11 protein-coding genes are annotated in these 20,191 nt (G+C 74.4%); 9 read left to right on the forward strand and 2 right to left on the reverse strand.

Annotated features, from left to right (window positions below; genetic code table 11):
• Nucleotides 1-4 precede the first annotated feature (4 nt).
• Together ACZ462_RS05085 and ACZ462_RS05090 are read right to left on the reverse strand one after the other, a co-directional pair.
• Nucleotides 5-2,794: an ATP-binding protein gene (locus tag ACZ462_RS05085; RefSeq protein WP_467802822.1), complete on the reverse strand. Its 2,790-nt coding sequence runs from the start codon at nt 2,792-2,794 to the stop codon at nt 5-7.
• A 74-nt stretch (nt 2,795-2,868) separates the two neighbouring features.
• Nucleotides 2,869-5,805, reverse strand: coding sequence for a helix-turn-helix transcriptional regulator (locus tag ACZ462_RS05090; RefSeq protein WP_467802820.1), 2,937 nt, complete (start codon nt 5,803-5,805; stop codon nt 2,869-2,871).
• Nucleotides 5,806-6,062: 257 nt separating this feature from the next.
• On the opposite strand from ACZ462_RS05090, the gene ACZ462_RS05095 reads away from it, so the two are divergent.
• From ACZ462_RS05095 to ACZ462_RS05135, 9 genes are all read left to right on the forward strand, one after another.
• Complete coding sequence (locus ACZ462_RS05095) at nt 6,063-7,448, forward strand: glycosyltransferase (RefSeq protein ID WP_467802819.1); 1,386 nt, start codon at nt 6,063-6,065, stop codon at nt 7,446-7,448.
• Nucleotides 7,449-7,498: 50 nt separating this feature from the next.
• Entirely contained in the window at nt 7,499-8,557 is a 1,059-nt protein-coding gene (locus tag ACZ462_RS05100) for a DegT/DnrJ/EryC1/StrS family aminotransferase (RefSeq protein WP_467802818.1), read from the forward strand.
• Nucleotides 8,558-8,587: 30 nt separating this feature from the next.
• A complete protein-coding gene (locus ACZ462_RS05105) occupies nt 8,588-9,769 on the forward strand; it encodes a cytochrome P450 (RefSeq protein WP_467802816.1) in 1,182 nt (393 codons plus the stop codon).
• A gap of 112 nt (nt 9,770-9,881) precedes the next feature.
• On the forward strand, nt 9,882-10,076 hold the full coding sequence (locus tag ACZ462_RS05110) for a ferredoxin (protein ID WP_114055385.1): 195 nt from the start codon (nt 9,882-9,884) through the stop codon (nt 10,074-10,076).
• Nucleotides 10,077-10,142: 66 nt separating this feature from the next.
• A complete protein-coding gene (locus tag ACZ462_RS05115) occupies nt 10,143-10,898 on the forward strand; it encodes a thioesterase II family protein (protein ID WP_467802815.1) in 756 nt (251 codons plus the stop codon).
• The gene (gene pabB, locus ACZ462_RS05120) at nt 10,898-12,964 is read left to right on the forward strand and encodes an aminodeoxychorismate synthase component I (protein ID WP_467802813.1); all 2,067 of its coding nucleotides are present in this window, start codon (nt 10,898-10,900) and stop codon (nt 12,962-12,964) included. Before ACZ462_RS05115 ends, pabB begins: the two co-directional genes overlap by 1 nt.
• Before the next feature lie 70 nt (nt 12,965-13,034).
• Nucleotides 13,035-18,167 carry a type I polyketide synthase gene (locus tag ACZ462_RS05125; RefSeq protein ID WP_467802812.1) on the forward strand — a complete coding sequence of 1,711 codons (5,133 nt, stop codon included), beginning with the start codon at nt 13,035-13,037 and terminating at the stop codon, nt 18,165-18,167.
• A 92-nt stretch (nt 18,168-18,259) separates the two neighbouring features.
• Nucleotides 18,260-19,264 carry an ATP-binding cassette domain-containing protein gene (locus ACZ462_RS05130; protein ID WP_467802811.1) on the forward strand — a complete coding sequence of 335 codons (1,005 nt, stop codon included), beginning with the start codon at nt 18,260-18,262 and terminating at the stop codon, nt 19,262-19,264.
• Entirely contained in the window at nt 19,261-20,109 is an 849-nt protein-coding gene (locus ACZ462_RS05135) for an ABC transporter permease (protein WP_467802810.1), read from the forward strand. Before ACZ462_RS05130 ends, ACZ462_RS05135 begins: the two co-directional genes overlap by 4 nt.
• Nucleotides 20,110-20,191: the final 82 nt, after the last annotated feature.

A 20,191-nucleotide genomic window follows, 5' to 3' on the forward strand; every position in this document is an offset into this window, starting at 1 on the left:
CGGCTCAGTTTCCTTCCATGTCGCGCACGAGCGCGCGGAGTTCTTCCCGGCTGCTGATCCGCAGCTTGCGGTAGACCCGGCTCAGCCGGAGCTCCACGGCGCGCCGCGACAGCGACAGCATTCCGGAGATCTGGGTGTTGCTGTGCCCGTGGGCGGCGAGCGTCGCCGTACGGGCCTCCGGCGGGGTCAGCTCGGCCCAGGAAGGGGGCCGGTCGGGGCCGGGGCTCCGCTGGGGCGCGAGCTCTGCGGCGAGCCGCCGGGCGCGGCGGGCCATCGGGCCCGCGGGGTGGGTGGCGGTGAGCACCTTGAGTTCGGCGACGGCCGCGGCGGCGGCCTGCCGGCTGCCTGCCGTGGCGAGTTCCGCGGCAGCGAGGTCGGCGAGCGCCCGCTGGTAGCCGGGACCGGCCGGGCCCCGGCGGAGCAGGTCGGCCGCGTAGCGGGCCCGGGCCGGATCCTCGTGGGCGGCGGCCGGTCCGGCGTTCAGCTCGGCCCATCCGACCGGGCCGACCGCACCCCATCTGCGGGCCAGCCGCAGCTCCTCGGAGCCCAGCAGGTGCGCCTCGGCTTCGTGTCCGGCCGCGCGCAGGACCCGGGCCGCGACCGAACGCCAGGGCAGTAGTGCGGGATTGAGGTGGGCCCGGTGCAGGAGCAGGCGGCCGCATTCGCGCAGCAGGTGCACGGCCTCGACGGCGTCCTGGCCGGCGGCCGCCACCAGGGCCTGCGCGAAGAGCAGGTGCGGCCAGTACGGACTGCGGCGGGCGGCGTTCGGCACCGGTTCGGCGGCGAGCGTCCCGGCCCGTACGGTGTCCCCGCGTTCGAGGTCGACGAGGATCCGCACAGCTCGCAGCTGTGCCGTCGCGGCGGGGTGCCGGCCGGGGTGGGGCAGCGCCCGTTCGGCGGCGCCGATGTCGTGTTCGGCTGCGGCGAGCCGGCCGCGGCGCAGGTTGAGTTCGGCCCGCGCGGCGAGGACGTGGGGTGCGGCGACCTGCCTGCCGTCGGCCCGTAGGCCGGCGAGCAGGGCGGTCAGCCCGGCATCGGCCTCGTCGTGGTCCCCGGTCAGGCACAGCGCCTTGCAGGCGGCGAGGCGGGGCAGGACGAGGGCGCCCCGTGCGGGTCGGGCAAGGGCCGCTCGGGCGAGCTCGCGCGCCGCGGTCAGGCCGTCCCCGGCCAGGGCGAGCTGCCAGGCCCGGGGGCCGGCCTGGAGAGCGGACGCCGGGCGGGCGGGCAGTGCGGGCATTCCGGGGACGACGCGCTCGGCGTATTCCCGGTCGGCCGGGTCGGCCGCCCAGAACAGGGCGACGAGGGCTTCCTGCTCTTCGGCGGTGACGGCCGGTCGGGCTTCGGCCGCGGCGCGGCGCATTCCGTCGGTGTCCCCCGCGGCGAGTCCGAGGTCCAGGGCGCGGACGCGCAGGGCCGACCGGGCGGCGTCGCGGGTGCGGGTGAGGCCGCCTAGCCGTCGGATGCCCGCCTCGGGTGCGGTGATGAGTTCGGCGGCGGCAAGATCGAGGGTGAGCCCGGCGTGGCTCTGCTCGTCGAGCGGTTCGCGCAGGGCGCGGGCCAGGAACGCCGCCGCCCGGGCGTGGTCGCCCGCCCGCTGGGCCGCCGCACAGCTGCGGCGCAGGGCCGGGACGGCCCAGGGGGTGCCCACGGGGCGCGCGTGGAGCAGGAGGCCGGCGACCTCCTGGTCGGCGGCGCCGCCGTGGTGGGCGAGACGGGCGGCGGCCGCGTGCAGGTCGGCTCGGTCGGCCGGTTCCATCCCGGCCAGGATCCGCAGGCCGGCCTCGGCGCTGACGCGCATGCCGGAGCCGGTGTCGGTGTCGGTGTCGGTGTCGGTGTCGGTGTCGGTGGTACGGACGAAGCCCGTGGCATCGAGGACGGCGCGCAACCGGGCTTCCCGCAGGTGGCCGAGTCCCGCGAGGGCGCAGACCGCGGGGAAGCCGAGGACCTCGCCGCCGACGGCTAAGGCGCGCAGCACGGCGACGGTCTCGTCCGGCAGCCCCCGCAGGACCCGGCCGATGTGGTCGTCCAGCACCGCACGGCCGATGGCTTCGAGCTCGGGGATCCGCTCGGTGACCGGCAGGTGTCCGTGGCGGGTGAACTGCCGTAAAGCGGCGTGGAGTACGGCAGGGGTCGCCGCCGAGATCCGCCGGGCGGCGGCGGTGAACTCCGCTTCGCCCTCGGCTCCGCACACCGTGCGCACGGTGAGGGCGGTGTCGGCGTGGGACGGGGGGCCCAACAGCAGTCGGTGGGCGCTCGCCGGTTCCGGCGCCGAGGCGGCCAGGCACCGCCAGTCGGGGCCGAGCGCGCCGGCGTCGGTGCCACTGGCCAGGACGGCCAGCGGGGCGGTGGCGGAGCGCCGCACCAGGGCGTGGAGCCAGTGCAGCGATTCGGGGTCGGTCCACTGGGCGTCCTCGAGGACCAGCAGGAGGGGGTGCTGCCGGGCGGCACGGAGTATCGGGGCGAGCCGGCCGGGGGCGGCGCCGAGGGGGGTCAGCAGCTGTGCTGCCACGCCGTGGCGCAGCACGGACTCGGAGGGGACGGCCCGGGCGCTGAGCACCCGCAGGCCGCGGTACCGGCCGATGCGGGCGGTGCGGCGGGCGAGGGCGTTCTGGCCGTAGCCGGGGCGTCCGGTGACGGTGACGACGGCGGACCGTCCGGCGGCGAGACCGTCGAGCAGGAGGCCGAGAGTGTCCTGCTCTCGACTGTGGTGTGTCAGCGGGCCACCCGCGCCTTGCGGTTCGGGGACCGGCGGGGCGTCCGGGCGAGTGGGGTACGGCGGTGCCGAGGGCGACATGGATCTGATCGGGTTCCGGGGTCGGCGGCGGGTGGACAGCGTGGTCGGTACGGGCACGGAGGCCGGCTCCGGGCTCAGCCGCTCCATGCCGGCGTGCGGGCCGCGACATCGGCGGGTGTGCGCAGGGTGGTGGCGAGGTCCGCGCGGCAGCTGACGCCCAGCTTGCGGTAGACGCTGGTGAGGTGGGTCTCGACCGTGCGCAGGGTGACACACAGGGACCGGGCGATCTCCCGGTTGCTGGCCCCGTCCAGGACCAGGCCCACGACCTTGCGTTCGGCTCCGGTGAGGAGGTCCTCGCGCGCTCCGGTGAGCTCCGGCATGCGTCCGCCCGCGGCGATGAGCAGCCGGCGGGCGCTGCGTGCGCGGGACAGCGCTCCGCAGGAGTGGGCGAGGTCGGCGGCGGAGCGCAGGAACGGGCGGGCCTTGGCGTGGTCGCCGTGGGCCAGCAGGCGGCGGCCGAGTGCGAAGGCGGCCCGGGCCTGTTCGGTCCTGGCGGGTGAGGCCGCCAGGGTGTCCGCGGCCTCCGCCAGCAGTTCGGTGCCGGCCCGGCCCGGGGTGATGACACCGCGGGCCAGGGCGGCGGTACCCAGGGCGTGCGCGGTGCCCCAGCGCTCGGCCAGCTCGGTGCCGTATTCGGCGTGGGCTGCGGCTTCCTGGGGGCGGTGCAGGGCGGCGAGGGTGTGGCACGCCTCCGCCCACCAGGGAGCGAACACCGGGTTGGCGAGGCCGGCTTCCCGCTGGGCCCGGCCGGCGGCGAGCAGCAGCCGCAGGGCCCCTTCGCGGTCGCCGCGCGCGCGGCGGACGCGGGCGCGGACCATCAGGTAGAGCTGCTGGTCGATGACGGGGCCGGCAGGGGACAGCGGGGCGTTGATCCCGGCGATCAGGTCCTCGGCGCGGGCGGCTTCACCGCGGTCGCCGAGGGCCGCGGCGAGGACCAGGCGGGGCAGGGCCGGGTGCGTTGCCGTGCGGCCGGCCGCTGCGAGGGCCGCGTGGGCGTCGTCCATCGCCTCGGTGAGTGCGCCGGTGCCGTACAGGACGAAGGCGCGGGCGGAGTGGGCGAGGACACGGGTCCAGCCCGTGTCCGGTTCCTCGGTCTGCGCCTGGGCCACCGCGTCGTTCAGGGCGGCGAGCGCGTCGGAGGTCTCGTCGGCCAGGGCGAGCACGGTGCAGGAGGCGAGCACGGGCCAGGAGGCGCGCGGTCCCGGAGCGTCCAGCACCTTGCGGGCGTGGGTGCGCGCCGCCTGGCGCGCGTTGTCGTAGAGCGCGGTGACCAGGGCGGTCACGGCGCCGCTGTGGGCGGGCACCGGCTCGGGAGTGCGGTCGGTGCGCTCGGGCGGTACCGCGGTGCCGGTGCGGTCGGCGGAGCCCATGAGGAGCAGAGCCGATTCCAGGGCCAGGGCCGAGTCCCGCAGACCCGTTGCGGTGCGCAGTTCGGCCAGGACCTCCGCGGGGCCGCGGTCACCGGGTACGGCACGGCCGGCGGCCAGGCAGGTGGTGGTGTACTGCACGGCGGCCGCGGCGCGGGCGCGCAGGTCGGGGGCACGGTGGAGGGCGTCCCCCAGCAGGGCGATGGCGGCGTCCGGGTCGGTGTGCGCCAGGAGGCCGGCCAGCCGGAGCCGCAGGGTGTCGTCCTCGGGCGCGGCGTCGAGCACGCGGCGCAGGTAGCGCGCGGCGGTGCCGGGGGCGCCGCGGTCCTCGGCCGCGACGGCGGCGTCGCGCAGCATCGAGGCCATCCAGGGCCGGGGGGCGCCGGGCATGGCCAGCAGGTGTCCCGCGACTTCCTCGGCCGGTCGGCCGGCGTCGCTGAGCAGCAGGGCGGCACGGGCGCGCAGCCGGGCGAGGTGGCCGGCGGCGAGTGGTTCGAGGACCGCGGTGCGTATCTCGCCGCTGGCGAGGCCGGTGCGGCCGGGCGCCAGTACCTCGGCCTGCCGGAGCACGGAGAGGGCGTCCTCGGCCTGGACGGTGGAGACGCCGGCCAGCGCGGCGATCACGTCGGGCAGGTCGTCGCCGAGCACGGCCACCGCCGTGGCGACGGCCTCCACCCAGCCCGGTTTTCGGTCGAAGAGGTCGCGGAGGGAACGCGCGGTCAGGCGGCCGCCGAGCTCGCCGGCCTGCCGGGCGCCTTCGCTGTCGGGCAGGGCTCCCGCGCGCCGCAGTTCCGCCAGGAGCCGGGAGGCCCGGCCCGGGTTGCCGCCGCAGGCGTCGGCGACCCGGGCGGCGAACGCGGGCGCGACCGGGCGCGCGAAGGCGTGGCGTGCCATCTCGCCGACGGCGGACGTGCTCAGCGGGCGCAGGGGCACGGTGGTGCACGAGGGGTGGGCGGCGAACCCCGACCACGGGGTGCCGTCGGCGGGCTCGGTCTCGGTGCTGCGGGCCAGGACCAGCAGCAGGGGCAGCCCGTCCGCGCGGCGCAGCAGGAAGTCGAGCCAGCGCAGGGTGTGTTCGTCGCACAGGTGGGCGTCGTCGAGCACGAGCGCGAGGGGCTGGTGGGCGACCAGGCGGGAGACGATGCCGAACAGCCCCTGGAAGACCGGGTAGTCGGCGTCGAAGGCGAAGGGGCGGCGGTCCGTCCCGGGGATCAGCGCGGGCAGGGCGCGGCGTGCGGCTCCGCGCATCAGCGGGTGGCGCGCGGCGCTCTCGCCGGTCAGGCCGAGCGGGTGCAGCAGGGACCGGGCACCGCCGTAGGGAGCGGTCGCGGTGTCCGGCCGGCACACTCCGTGAAGGGACATCATGCCCCGTGCGCCGCCCGTCGCGCCGCGCTCCGGGTCACCTGAGCCGTCGAGGAACGCCCGGACGAGGCTGCTCTTTCCGATACCGACCGGTCCGGTGAGGACCACGATCCCCGAACGGCCGGCGCAGGCCGCCGCGGCCCGCCCGAAGATGGTACGCATTTCGCCATCGCGGCCGAATATGGCTCTTCTCGCACACGACGGGCCGGACTGGCCAGACAATGAATCCCCCTCATTGAACGGAAAGGGCCGGGTCCCCCACCCGTCACCTTTGCGCACCATTACCTACGGTCGCCGAACGGTGGCAGCGTACCGGAGCCAGAGAGCGCTCTCAGTATGAAGTCCGTCACGGGGGGCGAAAAGCTTACGCCGCCTTTAACAGGCAGTGGCCGCCACATGCCGGGCATTCGGCTCGCCGGGGGGAGGCGCGCAGCACCTCGCGGGCGCCCGGCCCGCCGACTCTAAGGATTTCCCGGCACAGCCCGTGAGACCAAGGAGGGGTGCAGCCAACCCCACCGGGCCTTGCCTCCAGGAGTGCGATGAGTACCACGCAGCGGCCCGTCCTCTTTGTCAGCCTTCCGGAAAGCGGCCTGGTCAACCCGCTTCTCGTCCTCGCGGCCGAGCTCTCGCGGCGGCGCGTGCCCGACCTCTGGTTCGCGACGGACGAGCCCCGGCGTGCCGATGTGGAACGCCTGGGGGAGGGCTCCGCGGTCGAGTTCGCCTCGCTGGGCGAGGTGTTCCCGGAACTCTCGGCGGTCAGCTGGCCGGACGAGGTCTACCGCGAGGTGACCCAGTCCTCCCGCTTCAAGGCGCACCGAGCCGTGATCCGGCAGTCCTACCGCCCCGAACTCCAGGCGGAGAAATTCCGGCGCCTGGATTCCCTCGTAGGGAAAATCAACCCGGCCCTCATGGTGATCGACTGCGTCGCCTCCTTCGGGGTCGACGTGGCACTCGCCCGGAACATTCCGTTCGCCCTCAGCGTGCCGTTCCTGCCGAGCAACGTACTCACTTCCCTCAATCCCTTCGGGCCGTCCGGAACACCGCGGGACTTCCCGGTCCCGCATTCGGGCCTGCCCTATCCGATGAATTTCTCCCAGCGGGTCCGGAACGAGCTTTTCAAGTACCGCACCCTGGGGATGTTCTTCCACCCGGCGATGGGCAGGGTCCTGTCCGAGGACGCGCGCCTGCGCAAGGAGCTGGGTTTGCCCAGGCCCAATCCGATGACCAGGATCGACCGGGCCGAGGTGGTCCTGTGCAATTCGGTCGCCGAACTGGACTACCCCTTCACCGTGCCGGACCGGATGAAGCTGGTCGGGGCCATGGTGCCGCCGCTGCCGGAGGCGCCGCGCGGCGGGGACGACGGCGGCCTCGCCGACTGGCTCGACGCCCGGGACTCGGTGGTCTACATGGGCTTCGGGACCATCACCCGGCTGACGCGGGAGGAGGTCGCCTCCCTGGTCGAGGTGGCCCGCCGGATGCAGGACCGGCACCACTTCCTGTGGCGGCTTCCCAAGGAGCAGCAGCACCTGCTGCCGGCCGCCGGGACGCTGCCCGGCAACCTGCGGATCGAGAGCTGGCTCCCCTCCCAGCTCGACGTGCTCGCCCACCCGAGCGTGCGGCTGTTCTTCACCCACGGCGGCGGCAACGGGTTCAACGAGGGCATGTACTTCGGCAAGCCGATGGTGGTCCGACCCCTCTGGGTGGACTGCTATGACCAGGCGGTGCGCGGCCAGGACCTCGGCCTGAGCCTGACCCTGGACCGCCCGCGGGACGTCGACCCCGACGACGTCGTCGACAAGCTCACCCGGGTCCTGGACGACCCGCGGTTCCGCGAGCGCGCGGAGCGGATCGCGGGTCTCCACCGTGCGGCCGGCGGGCGGCGCGCCGCGGCCGACCTCCTCCTCGGGCTGCCCGCCCTCTCCTGACCGGCCCCGCGGGGCACCCTCTCCCCCGCCCCACTCCGAACGAGGATGACATGTCCCTCAAATACCCTGTTTCCCGGCCCAGTCTGAAGGGCCGGGAACTCGCCTACGTCACCGAGACGATCAACGACGGCTGGATTTCCTCACAAGGGCCGTACGTCCGGCGCTTCGAGCAGGCATTCGCCGAGTACACCGGAATCGCGCACGGCGTCGCCTGCTCCTCCGGGACCACCGCACTCACCCTGGCGCTCCGCGCGCTGGGCATCGGCCCGGGCGACGAAGTGATCGTCCCGGAATTCACCATGGTGGCCTCCGCCTGGGCCGTCAGCTACACCGGCGCGACACCGGTGTTCGTCGACTGCGCCGACGACCTCAACATCGATCCGGGCAAGATCGAGGAAAAGATCACCTCCCGGACCAAGGCCATCATGCCCGTCCACGTCTACGGCCGCCGCTGCGCCATGGACGCGATCATGAATATCGCGTACGACTACAACCTGCGCGTGGTGGAGGACTCCTCCGAAGCGCACGGCATTCCCGTCGTGGGCGACATCGCCTGCTACTCACTCTTCGCCAACAAGATCATCACGGCGGGCGAGGGCGGCATCTGCCTCACCGACGACCCGCGGCTGGCCGAGCAGATGGCCCACCTGCGGGCGATGGCCTTCACCAAGGACCACAGCTTCCTGCACAAGAAACTGGCCTACAACTTCCGGATGACCGCCATGCAGGGGGCCATGGCGCTCGCCCAGGTGGAGCAGCTCGACGACTTCCTCGCCCTGCGCCGGGAGATCGAACGCCGCTACGACCAGGGCCTCAAGGACATCCCCGGCGTCACCCTGATGCCGCAGCGCGACGTGCTCTGGATGTACGACGTACGGGCCGAGCGCCGGGACGAGTTGCGCGCCTTCCTGCGCACCGAGGGCATCGAGACCCGCGTCTTCTTCAAGCCGATGAGCCGCCAGCCCGGCTACCACGACCCCGTCTGGCCGTACCTCAACGCCAGCCGCTTCAGCGAGGACGGGCTCTACCTGCCCACGTACACCGAACTGACCGCCGCAGACCAGGACTACGTGACCGGGAAGATCCGCGCCTTCTACGGCGTGGCCTGAGCCCGCACCGACCGACGGAGGACGAAGACCATGGCCGGCACCGCCGAACCGAAAGTTGTCCCCTTCCCGCTACGGGTCCCTGGCGAGCCCTTCCCGCCGCCCCGCTACGAGGAGTACCGCCGCAGCGAGGGACTGGTGCTGACCCATCTGCCGAACGGCAGCCGGGTCTGGCTGGTGACCCGGCACGCGGAGGTGCGTGCCGTCCTCACCAGCAAGAAGATCAGCGCGAACCCCGACCGCGAGGGCTTCCCGCACATCAGCGACACCATGGGCGTCCCCCGGCAGGAGCAGATCCCGGGGTGGTTCGTCGGCCTCGACTCGCCCGAGCACGACCGGTTCCGCAAGGCCCTGATCCCGGAGTTCACCGTGCGCCGCGTACGCGAGATGCGCCCGGCGATCGAACGCACCGTGGACGGCGTGATCGACAGCATGCTGGCCGCCGGGAACTCCGCCGACCTGGTGGCCGACTTCGCGCTGCCCGTGCCCTCTCTGGTGATCTCCTCGCTCCTCGGGGTACCGCCGGTGGACCGCGACTTCTTCGAGTCCCGCACCCGCACCCTGGTCGCCATCCGCACGTCCACCGAGCGGCAGCGCGACACCGCCGCCAAGGAGCTGCTGCGGTACATCAACCGGCTCGTCGGCATCAAGGCGATGTGGCCGGGCGACGACCTGGTCAGCAGGCTGCTGGCCACAGGCTCGATCAGCACCCAGGAGATGACCGGGGTGCTGATGCTGCTGCTCATCGCGGGGCACGAGACCACGGCGAACAACATCGCGCTCGGCGTGGTGACCCTGCTCCTCAACCCGCAGTGGATCGGGGACCAGCGGGCGGTCGAGGAGACGCTGCGCTTCCACTCGGTCGCCGACCTGGTGGCCCTGCGCGTCGCCGTCGAGGACGTGGAGATCGGCGGCCGGCTGATCCGCGCCGGCGAGGGCGTCATCCCGCTGGCCGCGGCCGCCAACCACGACGAGGAGGCGTTCGCCTGCCCGCACCTCTTCGACCCGGGCCGCACCGAGCGCCACCACGTGGCCTTCGGCTACGGCGTGCACCAGTGCCTGGGGCAGAACCTCGTACGGGCCGAAATGGAGATCGTCTACCGGCGGCTGTTCGAGCGGATCCCGACCCTCGCCCTCGCGGTGCCGGTGGAGGAACTCCCGCTCAAGTACGACGGCGTGCTGTGCGGGCTGCACGAACTGCCCGTCCGCTGGTAGCCCCCGGGGGTGTCCGGCGCCCCTTCCCCGCCGCCGGCTCCCGCTCCCTCCGCCTTCCCGTCCTTCCGCTCTTCCCTCCTTCCCTCCTTCCGTTCCTCCCGAAAGAGAAGCCATGCGCATCACCGTGGACACCGATCGCTGCGTCGGCGCCGGACAGTGCGTGCTGTCCGCGCCCGGCGTCTTCGATCAGGACGCCGACGGGGTGGTCCTCGTCCTCGACCCCAGCCCGGCACCCGCGGATCACGAGGCCGTGTGGCAGGCGGGCGACCTGTGCCCCGCCCACACCATCACCGTCTACGGGGACTGATCCCGCGACCCAACCCGTTCCCGCCCGATCCCGTTCCCGCCTCGTTCCCCGGAAAGGAACCGCACCTTGAACAGCACGGACCACTCGTCGGCCCTGTGGCTGCGCCGCTTCCACCCCGCCCCCGAAAGCCCCGTCCGGCTGGTCTGCTTCCCGCACGCCGGCGGATCCGCCAGCTTCTTCCACCCGGTGTCAAGGCGGTTCTCCCCCGCGGCCGACGTCGTCTCGCTGCAGTACCCGGGCCGTCAGGACCGCCGCAAGGAGCCCTGCGTCCAGGACATCGAGACCCTGGCCGACCTGATCGTCGACGAGCTGCTGACCCTCGACGAGAAGCCCACCGTGTTCTTCGGGCACAGCATGGGTGCCGTGCTCGCCTTCGAGACCGCCTGGCGGCTGGAGCAGAAGGGCACCCGCGAGCCGAAGTCCGTGATCGCCTCCGGCCGCCGCGGCCCGTCCACGGTGCGCACCGAAACCGTGCACCGCCGCGACGACGACGGCATCATCGCCGAACTCCGGCTGCTGAACGGCACCAACCCGGACCTCCTCGGCGACGAGGAGATCCTGCGCATGGCCCTCCCGGCCATCCGCGGGGACTACGAAGCCATCGAGAAGTACGGCTGCCCGCCCGGCCGCACGCTCCGCTGCCCGATCACCGTGCTCACCGGCGACGCCGACCCGCGCACCTCGGAGGGCGAAGCCCTGGCGTGGCAGGAGCACACCGAAGGGGTCTTCCGGATGAAGGTGTACCCCGGCGGCCACTTCTTCCTCACCGAGCACATCCAGGCCGTGGGCGACGAGATGGCGCGCGAACTCGGGATCCTGTGATGCGGACTCTCCTCGTCGACAACTACGACTCCTTCACCTACAACCTCTTCCACTACCTGGCCGAGGTGAACGGCGAGGAGCCCGAGGTGATCCGCAACGACGACCCGGCCTGGCGGGAGGGACTCCTCGACGGGTTCGACAGCGTGGTGCTGTCGCCCGGCCCCGGCACGCCGCACCGCCCGGCCGACTTCGGCCTGTGCGCGCGGATCGCCGAGGAGGGCCGGCTCCCCGTTCTCGGCGTGTGCCTCGGCCACCAGGGCATGGCCCTCGCCCACGGCGCCGAGGTCGGCCCGGCCCCGTCCCCGCGCCACGGGCGGACCTCCCTGGTCCGGCACGGCGGCCACGGACTCTTCGAGGGCATCCCCGACCCCCTGGAGGTGGTGCGCTACCACTCGCTGGCCGTCGCCTCGCTGCCGCCCGCGCTGGAGGCGATCGCCCACAGCGCCGACGACGGCGTGGTCATGGCGCTGCGCCACCGCACCCTGCCGCTGTGGGGCGTGCAGTTCCACCCCGAGTCGATCGGCACGGGCAGCGGGCACCACCTGCTGGCCAACTTCCGCGACCTGGCGTACGCGCACGGCCGGCGCAGGCGGCACCCGGCCCGCGCAACGGCGCCGGCCCCGGCAGCGGCACCGGCCCCTCAGGAAGCACCGGTCCGGCGCCTGCGGGTACTGGCCGAGCAGCTCTCCACCCGCTGGGAGGCCGAACCGGTCTTCGACCGGCTGTTCCGCGCCGGCGCGTACCCCTTCTGGCTGGACAGCAGCCGCGCCGACGCCCGGCTCGGACAGATCTCGGTCATGGGCAACGCCTCCGGGCCGCTGGCCCGCACCGCCACCGCGGACGTGTCCGGCGCCACCGTTACCGTCACCGGGAACGGCCGGGACCACACCGTCCACAGCCCGTTCTTCGACTGGCTGGAACGCGACCTGGCCGCGCTGCGGACCGAAGTCCCCGAGCTTCCCTTCGAGTTCGCGCTGGGCTGGGTGGGCTGCCTGGGCTACGAGCTGAAGGCCGAGTGCGGCGGGGAGGCGGCCCACCGCTCCCCCGACCCGGACGCCGTGATGGTCTTCGCGGACCGGGCCGTCGTCCTGGACCACAGGACGGACACCACGTACCTGCTGGCGCTTGCCGAGGACGGTGACGAGGCCGCCGCCCGGGCCTGGCTTCGCGGCACGGCGGCCGAACTGGCAGGGCTCGCGGGCCAGGCGCCCGGGCCCTGCCCCGCCCCGGCCGGGCTCACCGGGCCGGACCTGCGCGCGCGCCACGACCGCGAGGCATACCTCAAGCTCATCGACGTCTGCCACGAGGAGATACGCGCCGGCGAGACGTACGAGGTGTGCCTGACGAACATGATCGAGGCGGAGACCGCCCTCGACCCCTGGCAGGCCTACCGCCACCTGCGCCGGGCGAGTCCGGCCCCGTTCGCCGCGTTCCTCGGCTTCGGCCCCCTCTCGGTGCTGAGCACCTCGCCCGAGCGCTTCCTGCGCATCGACCGGCAGGGCACGATGGAGTCCAAGCCCATCAAGGGCACCCGGCCGCGGCACGCCGACCCGGTCGAGGACGCCCGGCTCGCCGCCGATCTCGCGGGCAGCGAGAAGGACCGTGCCGAGAACCTGATGATCGTCGACCTGGTCCGGCACGACCTCGGCCGGTGCGCCGAGGTGGGCACGGTCGTCGCCGACCCGGTCTTCCAGGTCGAGTCCTACGCCACCGTGCACCAGCTCGTCAGCACCGTACGGGCGCAGCTGCGCACCGGCACCAGCGCGGTGGCGGGCGTCCGCGCGGCCTTCCCCGGCGGGTCCATGACCGGGGCGCCCAAGATCCGCACCATGGAGATCATCGACCGGCTCGAAGGCGGCCCGCGCGGCATCTACTCGGGTGCCATCGGCTACTTCTCGCTGACCGGCGCGGCCGATCTCAGCATCGTCATCCGCACGGTGGTGCTCAGCGGCGGCACCCTGCGCTACGGGGTCGGCGGCGCGGTCATCGCCCTGTCGGACCCCACGGCCGAGTACGAGGAGACACGGGTCAAGTCGGCGCCTCTGCGGGCGCTGCTCCACGTCTAGGGCTTTTCCCGGTGGCGCGGGCCCAGCATGGAGCGGCAACACGCCCAGCGGCCGGCCTTCTCGGGAGTAATTGGTGTCCGTCCATGTCGATGACTACGCGGTCGAACCGGCCGCCGGGCCGCACGGAGCGCTGCGCGGCCTGACCCTGCCGGCCGTCTTCCGGGCCGCCGCGCAGACGGATCCGGAGGCGGTGGCCCTGAGCGACGGGGACCGGCACCGGACCTGGCGGCAGTGGGAGGCGGATGTCGACGCGCTCGCCCGCGGCCTCCAGGAGCTGGGCGTCGGGGTCGGCGACGTGGTCGCGATCCAGCTGCCCAACTGCTGGGAGTACGAAACCCTGCACCTCGCCGTCGCGGCGATCGGCGCTGTCATGATGCCCGTCCACCAGGGCCATGGCAGCGCCGACGTGCTGGCGCTGGCGGAACGGGTGGCGCCGGTGGCACTGGTGCTGCCCGCGGACTCCGCGCACGCGGCGGACGCACCGGCCCTGTCCGCCCTGCGGGCGGCCGTTCCCTCGCTGCGGTCGGTCCTGGTGGCGGGATCCGGATCCGCCACGGGGGGCCTCGTGGGCATCGACGGGCTGCTGGAGCGGTGGGCCGGCGCGGCCCCGCACCCGGCCGAGGTGCGGCCGGAGATGCCCTTCGTGCTGCTGCCCTCCTCCGGTACGACCTCCGACCGGCCGAAGATCTGTCTGCACAGCCACGACGGGCTGATGTCGAACACGGCAGCCGTGACGGAGGACGCGGCCGGCTCGTTCGACGGCCCGGTGCTCACCGCCTGTCCCCTCACCCACCTGTTCGGCCTCCAGTCCCTGCACTCGGCCCTGTTCGCCCGCTGCCGCCAGGTACTGCTGCGCGGCTGGGACCCGGACCGGTTCCTGGAACTGGCCCGCGCGGCGCGGCCCGCCGTGGTCTTCGCCGTGCCCGCCCAGCTCCACGACGTGGCCGCCCGGCTCGCGGACACCGGGGCGCGGGCCGGATTCCGGCCGCGCGAGGTGCGGACGGCCGGAGCGGCCATCCCCGCGGCACTGGTGGCGCAGGTGCGCGAGGTGCTCGGCAGTCCGCTCGTCGTCGTGTGGGGCATGTCCGAACTCGGCACCGGCACCTGCACGACCGCCGCCGACCCCGCCGACGTGGCCGCCCGCAGCGTGGGCCGGCCGACCTTCGGAGCGAGCGTGCGCGTCCTGCGCGAGGACGGCTCCGAGTGCGCGCCCGGCGAGCCGGGCGAGCTGTACTACCGCAGCCCCGGCATGTTCCGCGGCTACCACGGCGATCCCGGGCTGACCGCGGCGGCGGTCACCGAGGACGGCTGGCTGCGCACCGGGGACCGTGCGAGCGTGGACGGCGACGGCCGGGTCCGCTTCCTGGGCCGCTCGGCCGAGCTGATCAACGTGGGCGGCCGGAAGTTCGACGCGACGGAGATCCAGGGGCTGCTGGCGGACATGCCGGGCCTCGGGCCTGCGGCCGTGGTCGCCCGCCCCGACCGGCGGCTCGGCGAGTACCCGTGCCTGGTGGTCACCGGTCGGGCCGAGCGGCAGGTCACGCTGGCCCGGGTGACCGACTTCCTGCTGGAGCGCGGGGTCGCCGACTACAAGCTGCCGCTGGAACTCGCGGTGGTCGGGGAGCTGCCCCGCACCCCGGCCGGCAAGCTGCACCGGCGGGCCCTGGAGAGCCTGCTGGCCGAGCAGGGACCTGCCGACGGGTCCGGCGGCGGCTCCGCGCCCGCGTCGTACGCGGCTGCCCTCGAGCTGGTCCGCGCGTGCGTCACCGAGGCACTCGCGCCGGCCGCCGAAGCCGCCCCCATCGGGGCGCGCACCACGTTCCGCGGCCACGGCCTGGACTCCGTCCGCAGCATCCGGCTGCGCAACCTGCTGGCCGAGGCGACCGGTCTCCCGCTGCCCGCGTCCCTCGCCTTCGACTTCCCGACACCCGAGGCCGTGGCCCGCCATCTGCGGGGCGAGACGGCCGAGGACACCGTGCCCTCCCTCCCCGAGTCACCTTCCGGCACGGCGGACGACGATCCCGTGGCCGTCGTGGGCATGGCCTGCCGGCTGCCCGGTGGCGTACGCGGCCCCGAGGACCTGTGGGCCCTGGTGACGGAGGGCCGGGACGCGATCGGGGCCTTCCCCGAGGACCGCGGCTGGGACCTGGAGCACCTCTTCGACGAGGACCCCGAGCACCCCGGCACCTCGTACGCCCGCGAGGGCGGATTCCTGTCCGGCGCGGGCGCGTTCGACGCGGGGTTCTTCTGCTTCTCCGACCGGGAGGCACTGGCCGCCGACCCGCAGCAGCGGCTGCTGCTGGAGACCGCCTGGGAGGCGCTGGAGCGGGCCGGGATCGACCCGGCCTCGCTGCACGGCTCGCAGACCGGGGTGTTCGCGGGCGCCATGTACCACGACTACGCGCCCTCGGCCTCCGGCGACGGTCGGCCGGAACTGGAAGGGCTGCTCGCCCTCGGCACCGCCGGCAGCGCCCTGGCGGGCCGGATCGCGTACACCTTCGGGCTCCAGGGCCCCGCGCTGACCGTGGACACGGCCTGCTCGTCCTCGCTGGTCGCGCTCCATCTGGCGTGCCGCTCGCTGCGGTCCGGCGAATCCTCCCTGGCCCTGGCGGGCGGCGTCGCCGTGATGGCCACACCGGCCTCGTTCACGGAGTTCTCCCGGCTGCGCGGGCTGGCCCCCGACGGCCGCTGCAAGTCCTTCGCGGACACCGCCGACGGCGCGGCCTGGTCGGAGGGGGTCGGCCTGCTGGTGCTGGAGCGCCTCTCCGAAGCCCGGCGCAACGGCCATCCGGTCCTCGCCCTGGTGCGCGGGTCCGCCGTGAACCAGGACGGCGCCTCCAACGGGATCACCGCTCCGCACGGGCCCGCGCAGCGGCGGGTGATCCGGCAGGCACTGGCCGACGCCGGACTGTCCGCCGCCGACGTGGACGCGGTGGAGGCGCACGGCACCGGGACCACGCTCGGCGACCCGATCGAGGCGCAGGCGCTGCTCGGCACGTACGGCGCCGCGCGCGAGGCGGACCGCCCCCTGTGGCTCGGATCGGTGAAGTCGAACATCGGGCACGCGCAGGCGGCCGCGGGCGTGGCGGGCGTGATCAAGTCCGTACTGGCGCTGCGGGGCGGCGTACTGCCCAAGACCCTCCACGCGGACACTCCGACGTCGCGTGTGGACTGGTCGGCGGGCACCGTGCGGCTGCTCACCGAGGCCCGGCCCTGGCCCCGGGAGGCCGGGCGGGCCCGCCGGGCGGGGGTGTCCTCGTTCGGGATCAGCGGGACCAACGCCCACGTGATCCTGGAGGAGGCTCCGGACGAGGCCGCGCAGGACGCCGTCGCCGAACGGCCGTCGGAAGGCAGCGCTCCGGTGGCCTGGGTGCTGTCCGCGCGCAGTGCGCCCGCTCTGCGCGACCAGGCCCGCCGGCTGGCGGAGCACGTGGACGCCCGGCCCGGGCTGTCGGTGCGGGACGTGGCCTGTTCGCTGGCCCTCAGCCGTACCGTGCACGCCGGGCACCAGGCGTTCGCCGTGGGCGCGGATCGGCATGAGCTTCTCGCGTCGGTACGGGCCTTGGCCGAGCTCGACGGTCCGGCCGACGAGCCGCGCGACGGTGAGCTGGCGTACGTCTTCGCCGGGCAGGGCAGCCAGCGGCCCGGCATGGGACGCGAACTGGCCCGCGTGTACCCGGTGTTCGCGGATGCGCTGCGGGAGGTGTGCGACGCACTCGATCCGCTGCTGGACCGGCCGCTGGCCGAGGTGATGTGGGCGGCCGACGGCCCGGACGCCGTGCTGCTGGAGCGTACGGAGTACACGCAGCCGGCGCTCTTCGCCCACGGGGTCGCCCTGTACCGGCTGTTCGAGTCGTGGGGGGTGGTGCCCGCGCGGCTGGTGGGGCATTCGGTGGGCGAGATCACCGCCGCCCACGTCGCGGGGGTGCTCTCCCTTCCGGACGCGGCCCGGCTCGTCGCGGCCCGGGGACGGCTGATGCAAGGCCTGCCGGAGGGCGGCGCCATGCTTGCCGTACGGCTCCCGGAGGCCGGACTGGGTCCGTGGCTGGAGGGCCTGCGGGGTGGTCCGGTCGCGGTGGCCGCCGTCAACGGGCCGCGTTCGGTGGTGCTCTCCGGTGCCGCCGGGCCCCTGGAGGAACTCGCGGGGAGGCTCGCCGCCGCCGGTGTCCGGACCAAGCGGCTCGCCGTCGGCCACGCCTTCCACTCCCCGCTGATGGATCCGATGCTGGACGCGTTCCGTGAGGTCGTCACGGGGCTCGCCTTCGCCGCCCCGGCCGTACCGGTCACGTCCTGCCTGACCGGGGCCCCGCTCACGGCAGCCGAGGCGTGCGATCCCGGCTACTGGGTGCGGCACGTCCGGGAGCCGGTCCGGTTCCGCGACGCGGTCGCCGGCCTGCGGGCCGACGGGACCGGGGTGTTCCTGGAGCTGGGCCCCGAGCCGGCGCTTTCACCGATGCTGGAGGAGTGCCTGGCCGCGGGCCCCGCCCGAGGGTCCGCCGTCCCGGCCGGCGGCGCCGCCGAGGAGCGCGCGGTGCTCGCGGCCCTGGCCCGGCTGCACCTGCTGGGGGTGCCGGTGGCCTGGCGGTCGGTGCTGCCCGGTGCGGCGGTCGTCCCGCTGCCCACGTACCCCTTCCAGCACCGCACCTACTGGGCGGCGGGCGGGGCTCCCGCGGAAGTCCCCGCCCCGGCGCCCCCGGTGCTCGCCGGCCGGCTCGCCGGGCTGGGCGGGGCCGAACAGCAGGCGCTGCTGCTGCGGCTGGTCCTGGACGAGACGGGGGCCGTGCTCGGCGGCCGCACCCTGACCGCCGCCGACGCCGAGGAGTCGTTCTCCGACATGGGCCTCACCTCGGTCAGCGCGGTCGAGCTGCGCAACCGGCTGCGGGCGGCCACCGGGGCGCGGCTGCCGGCCACCCTGGTGTTCGACCACCCGACCCCGGCGGCCGTGGTCGACCTGGTACGGCAGGACCTGGCGGGGCGCCTCGCCGGTACGGCCGGCCGTACCGTGTCCGATCTCGTGGCCGACCTGGACGCCCTGCTGTCCGCGGGCTCGGAACTCGACCCGGACACCGCCGCCCGCCTGGGGGCCCTCGTACGGGACCGGGGCCCGGCACGGACCGGCGACCGCGCGGCCGACATCCCCTTCGACGTCGACACCGCGTCCGACGAGGACCTCTTCCGGCGCCTGGACGGCGTCGGCCGCTGACGGACCGCCTCGGTCCCCCCTCCACAGCCGACCGGCGCACCCGCCGGTCGGCTGTCTGCCTTTCCCACCCCCGACGAACCTGGAGAACTCCCATGAACGGGCTCCCCATCGAGCCTCCCGACACCGTGATCGAGGCGCGGGACCTCACCAAGACCTTCGGCACGCTGCGCGCACTGGACTCGGTGGACCTCCGCGTCCCCCGGGGATCCGTCCTCGGCCTGCTGGGCCACAACGGCGCCGGCAAGACCACCCTGGTGGGCATCCTCACCGCGGCGCTGCCGCCCACCTCCGGCACGGCCTCCGTCGCCGGCCACGACGTGACACGCCGGCCGCGCGAGGTACGCCGGCGCATCGGGCTGACCGGGCAGTTCGCCTCGGTGGACGGCCAGCTGAGCGGCCGGGACAACCTGGTGCTGATCGCCCGGCTGCTGGGGGCCGGACGCCGGGCGGCCCGGGTGCGCGCCGATGAGCTGCTGGAGCTGTTCGCGCTCCACGACGTGGCCGGGCGCCGCGCCCGCACGTACTCCGGCGGGCTGCGACGCCGGCTCGACCTCGCCGCGAGCCTGGTCGGCCGTCCCGAGGTGGTCTTCCTGGACGAGCCGACCACGGGCCTGGACCCGGAGGCCCGGCTGGTCCTGTGGGAGATCGTCGAGGGTCTGGTGGCCGAAGGCGCCACCGTGCTGCTCACGACGCAGTACCTGGAGGAGGCCGACCGGCTCGCGGATTCCATCACCGTGCTGTCCGGCGGCCGGGTCGTCGCGAGCGGTACGGCGGCGGAGCTGAAGGCGGCCGTGGGCCGCCGCACCGTGACCGTCACGCTGGATGCGTCGGCGGACCGGGAGAGCGCGGTCGGGGCCCTGCGCCGGGCCTCCTTGGACCCGGTGGTGGCCCCGCAGAGCGCCTGCCTCGTCATCCCCATCGACGCGTCGAAGGACGTGGCGACGGTGATCCGCGCCCTGGACCAGGCGGGGGCCGAGGCCACCGAGCTGTCCTTCGGCGAACCCACCCTGGACGACGTCTACCTCGCCCTCGCCGGGCGGAACCCCCAGCCGGCCGCCTCCCCCGTGCCCGCCCTGTCCGGAGGACCTTCCGCATGACCGCCACCGCAACCACCCCTGCCACCGCGGCCACCCGCGCCGCGGCGCCGCTGCGGCAGCCCTGGCCGGACAGCTCGGTGTTCCTCCAGATCCGCGTGCTCACCGCGCGTTCGCTGCGCCAGATGGCGACGGACCCGGGCGTGGTGCTGTTCGGGCTGCTCCAGCCGGTGATCATCCTGTTCGTGCTGACGCAGGTGTTCAGCAAGATGGGGGCGCCGCCGCACTTCCCCGCCGGAATCACGTACCTCGACTTCGTGCTGTCGGCCGTGCTGGTCGACAACGCCCTGCAGTCGGCGGTCCAGTCGGGCGTCGGGCTCGTCGACGACCTGAAGAACGGGGTGGTGGCCCGGCTGCGGTCCCTGCCCATCACGCCGTCCTCGCTGCTGATCGCACGCAGCCTCGCCAGTCTGGTGCGCAGCGCGGTGCAGGCCGCGGTCATCCTGGTGCTGGCCTTCGGCGTGCTCGGTTACGCACCGCACGGCGGGGCGGTCGATGTGGCCGCCTCGGTCGGGCTGACCCTGTTCATGAGCTGGTCCCTGGGCTGGGCGTTCATCGCGGCCGGGGCGTGGCTGCGCCGGGCCGAGCCGATGCAGAACCTCGCCGTGATCGCGATCCTGCCACTGATGTTCGCGTCCAGCGCCTACATTCCGGTCAAGGACCTGCCCGACTGGCTGGCCGCGGTCGCCGGGGTCAACCCGCTCACGTACGCGATCGACGCGACCCGCGCGCTCGCCCTGGGCATCCCGGGCTCCGATGCGATCGTCCCGGCCCTGGTCATCGGCGGGGTGATCGCCGCCGCGGGTGCCGCCCTCGCGGTGCTCGGCTTCCGCCGGCCGTTGCAGTAGTCCCGCACGCGGGACGGCACAAAGCCCCTGGGCCCGGACTTCCTCGGAAGTCCGGGCCCAGGGGCTTTCTCCTGCCCGGCGG

It is taken from the genome of Streptomyces sp. NPDC031121 (assembly GCF_055570615.1).

Coding starts and splice junctions, on each gene's coding strand:
- ACZ462_RS05085 (WP_467802822.1), bottom strand. CDS start 2,794: ATGTCGCCCTCGGCACCGCCGTACCCCACTCGCCCGGACGCCCCGCCG.
- ACZ462_RS05090 (WP_467802820.1), bottom strand. CDS start 5,805: ATGGTGCGCAAAGGTGACGGGTGGGGGACCCGGCCCTTTCCGTTCAAT.
- ACZ462_RS05095 (WP_467802819.1), top strand. CDS start 6,063: ATGAGTACCACGCAGCGGCCCGTCCTCTTTGTCAGCCTTCCGGAAAGC.
- ACZ462_RS05100 (WP_467802818.1), top strand. CDS start 7,499: ATGTCCCTCAAATACCCTGTTTCCCGGCCCAGTCTGAAGGGCCGGGAA.
- ACZ462_RS05105 (WP_467802816.1), top strand. CDS start 8,588: ATGGCCGGCACCGCCGAACCGAAAGTTGTCCCCTTCCCGCTACGGGTC.
- ACZ462_RS05110 (WP_114055385.1), top strand. CDS start 9,882: ATGCGCATCACCGTGGACACCGATCGCTGCGTCGGCGCCGGACAGTGC.
- pabB (WP_467802813.1), top strand. CDS start 10,898: ATGCGGACTCTCCTCGTCGACAACTACGACTCCTTCACCTACAACCTC.
- ACZ462_RS05130 (WP_467802811.1), top strand. CDS start 18,260: ATGAACGGGCTCCCCATCGAGCCTCCCGACACCGTGATCGAGGCGCGG.
- ACZ462_RS05135 (WP_467802810.1), top strand. CDS start 19,261: ATGACCGCCACCGCAACCACCCCTGCCACCGCGGCCACCCGCGCCGCG.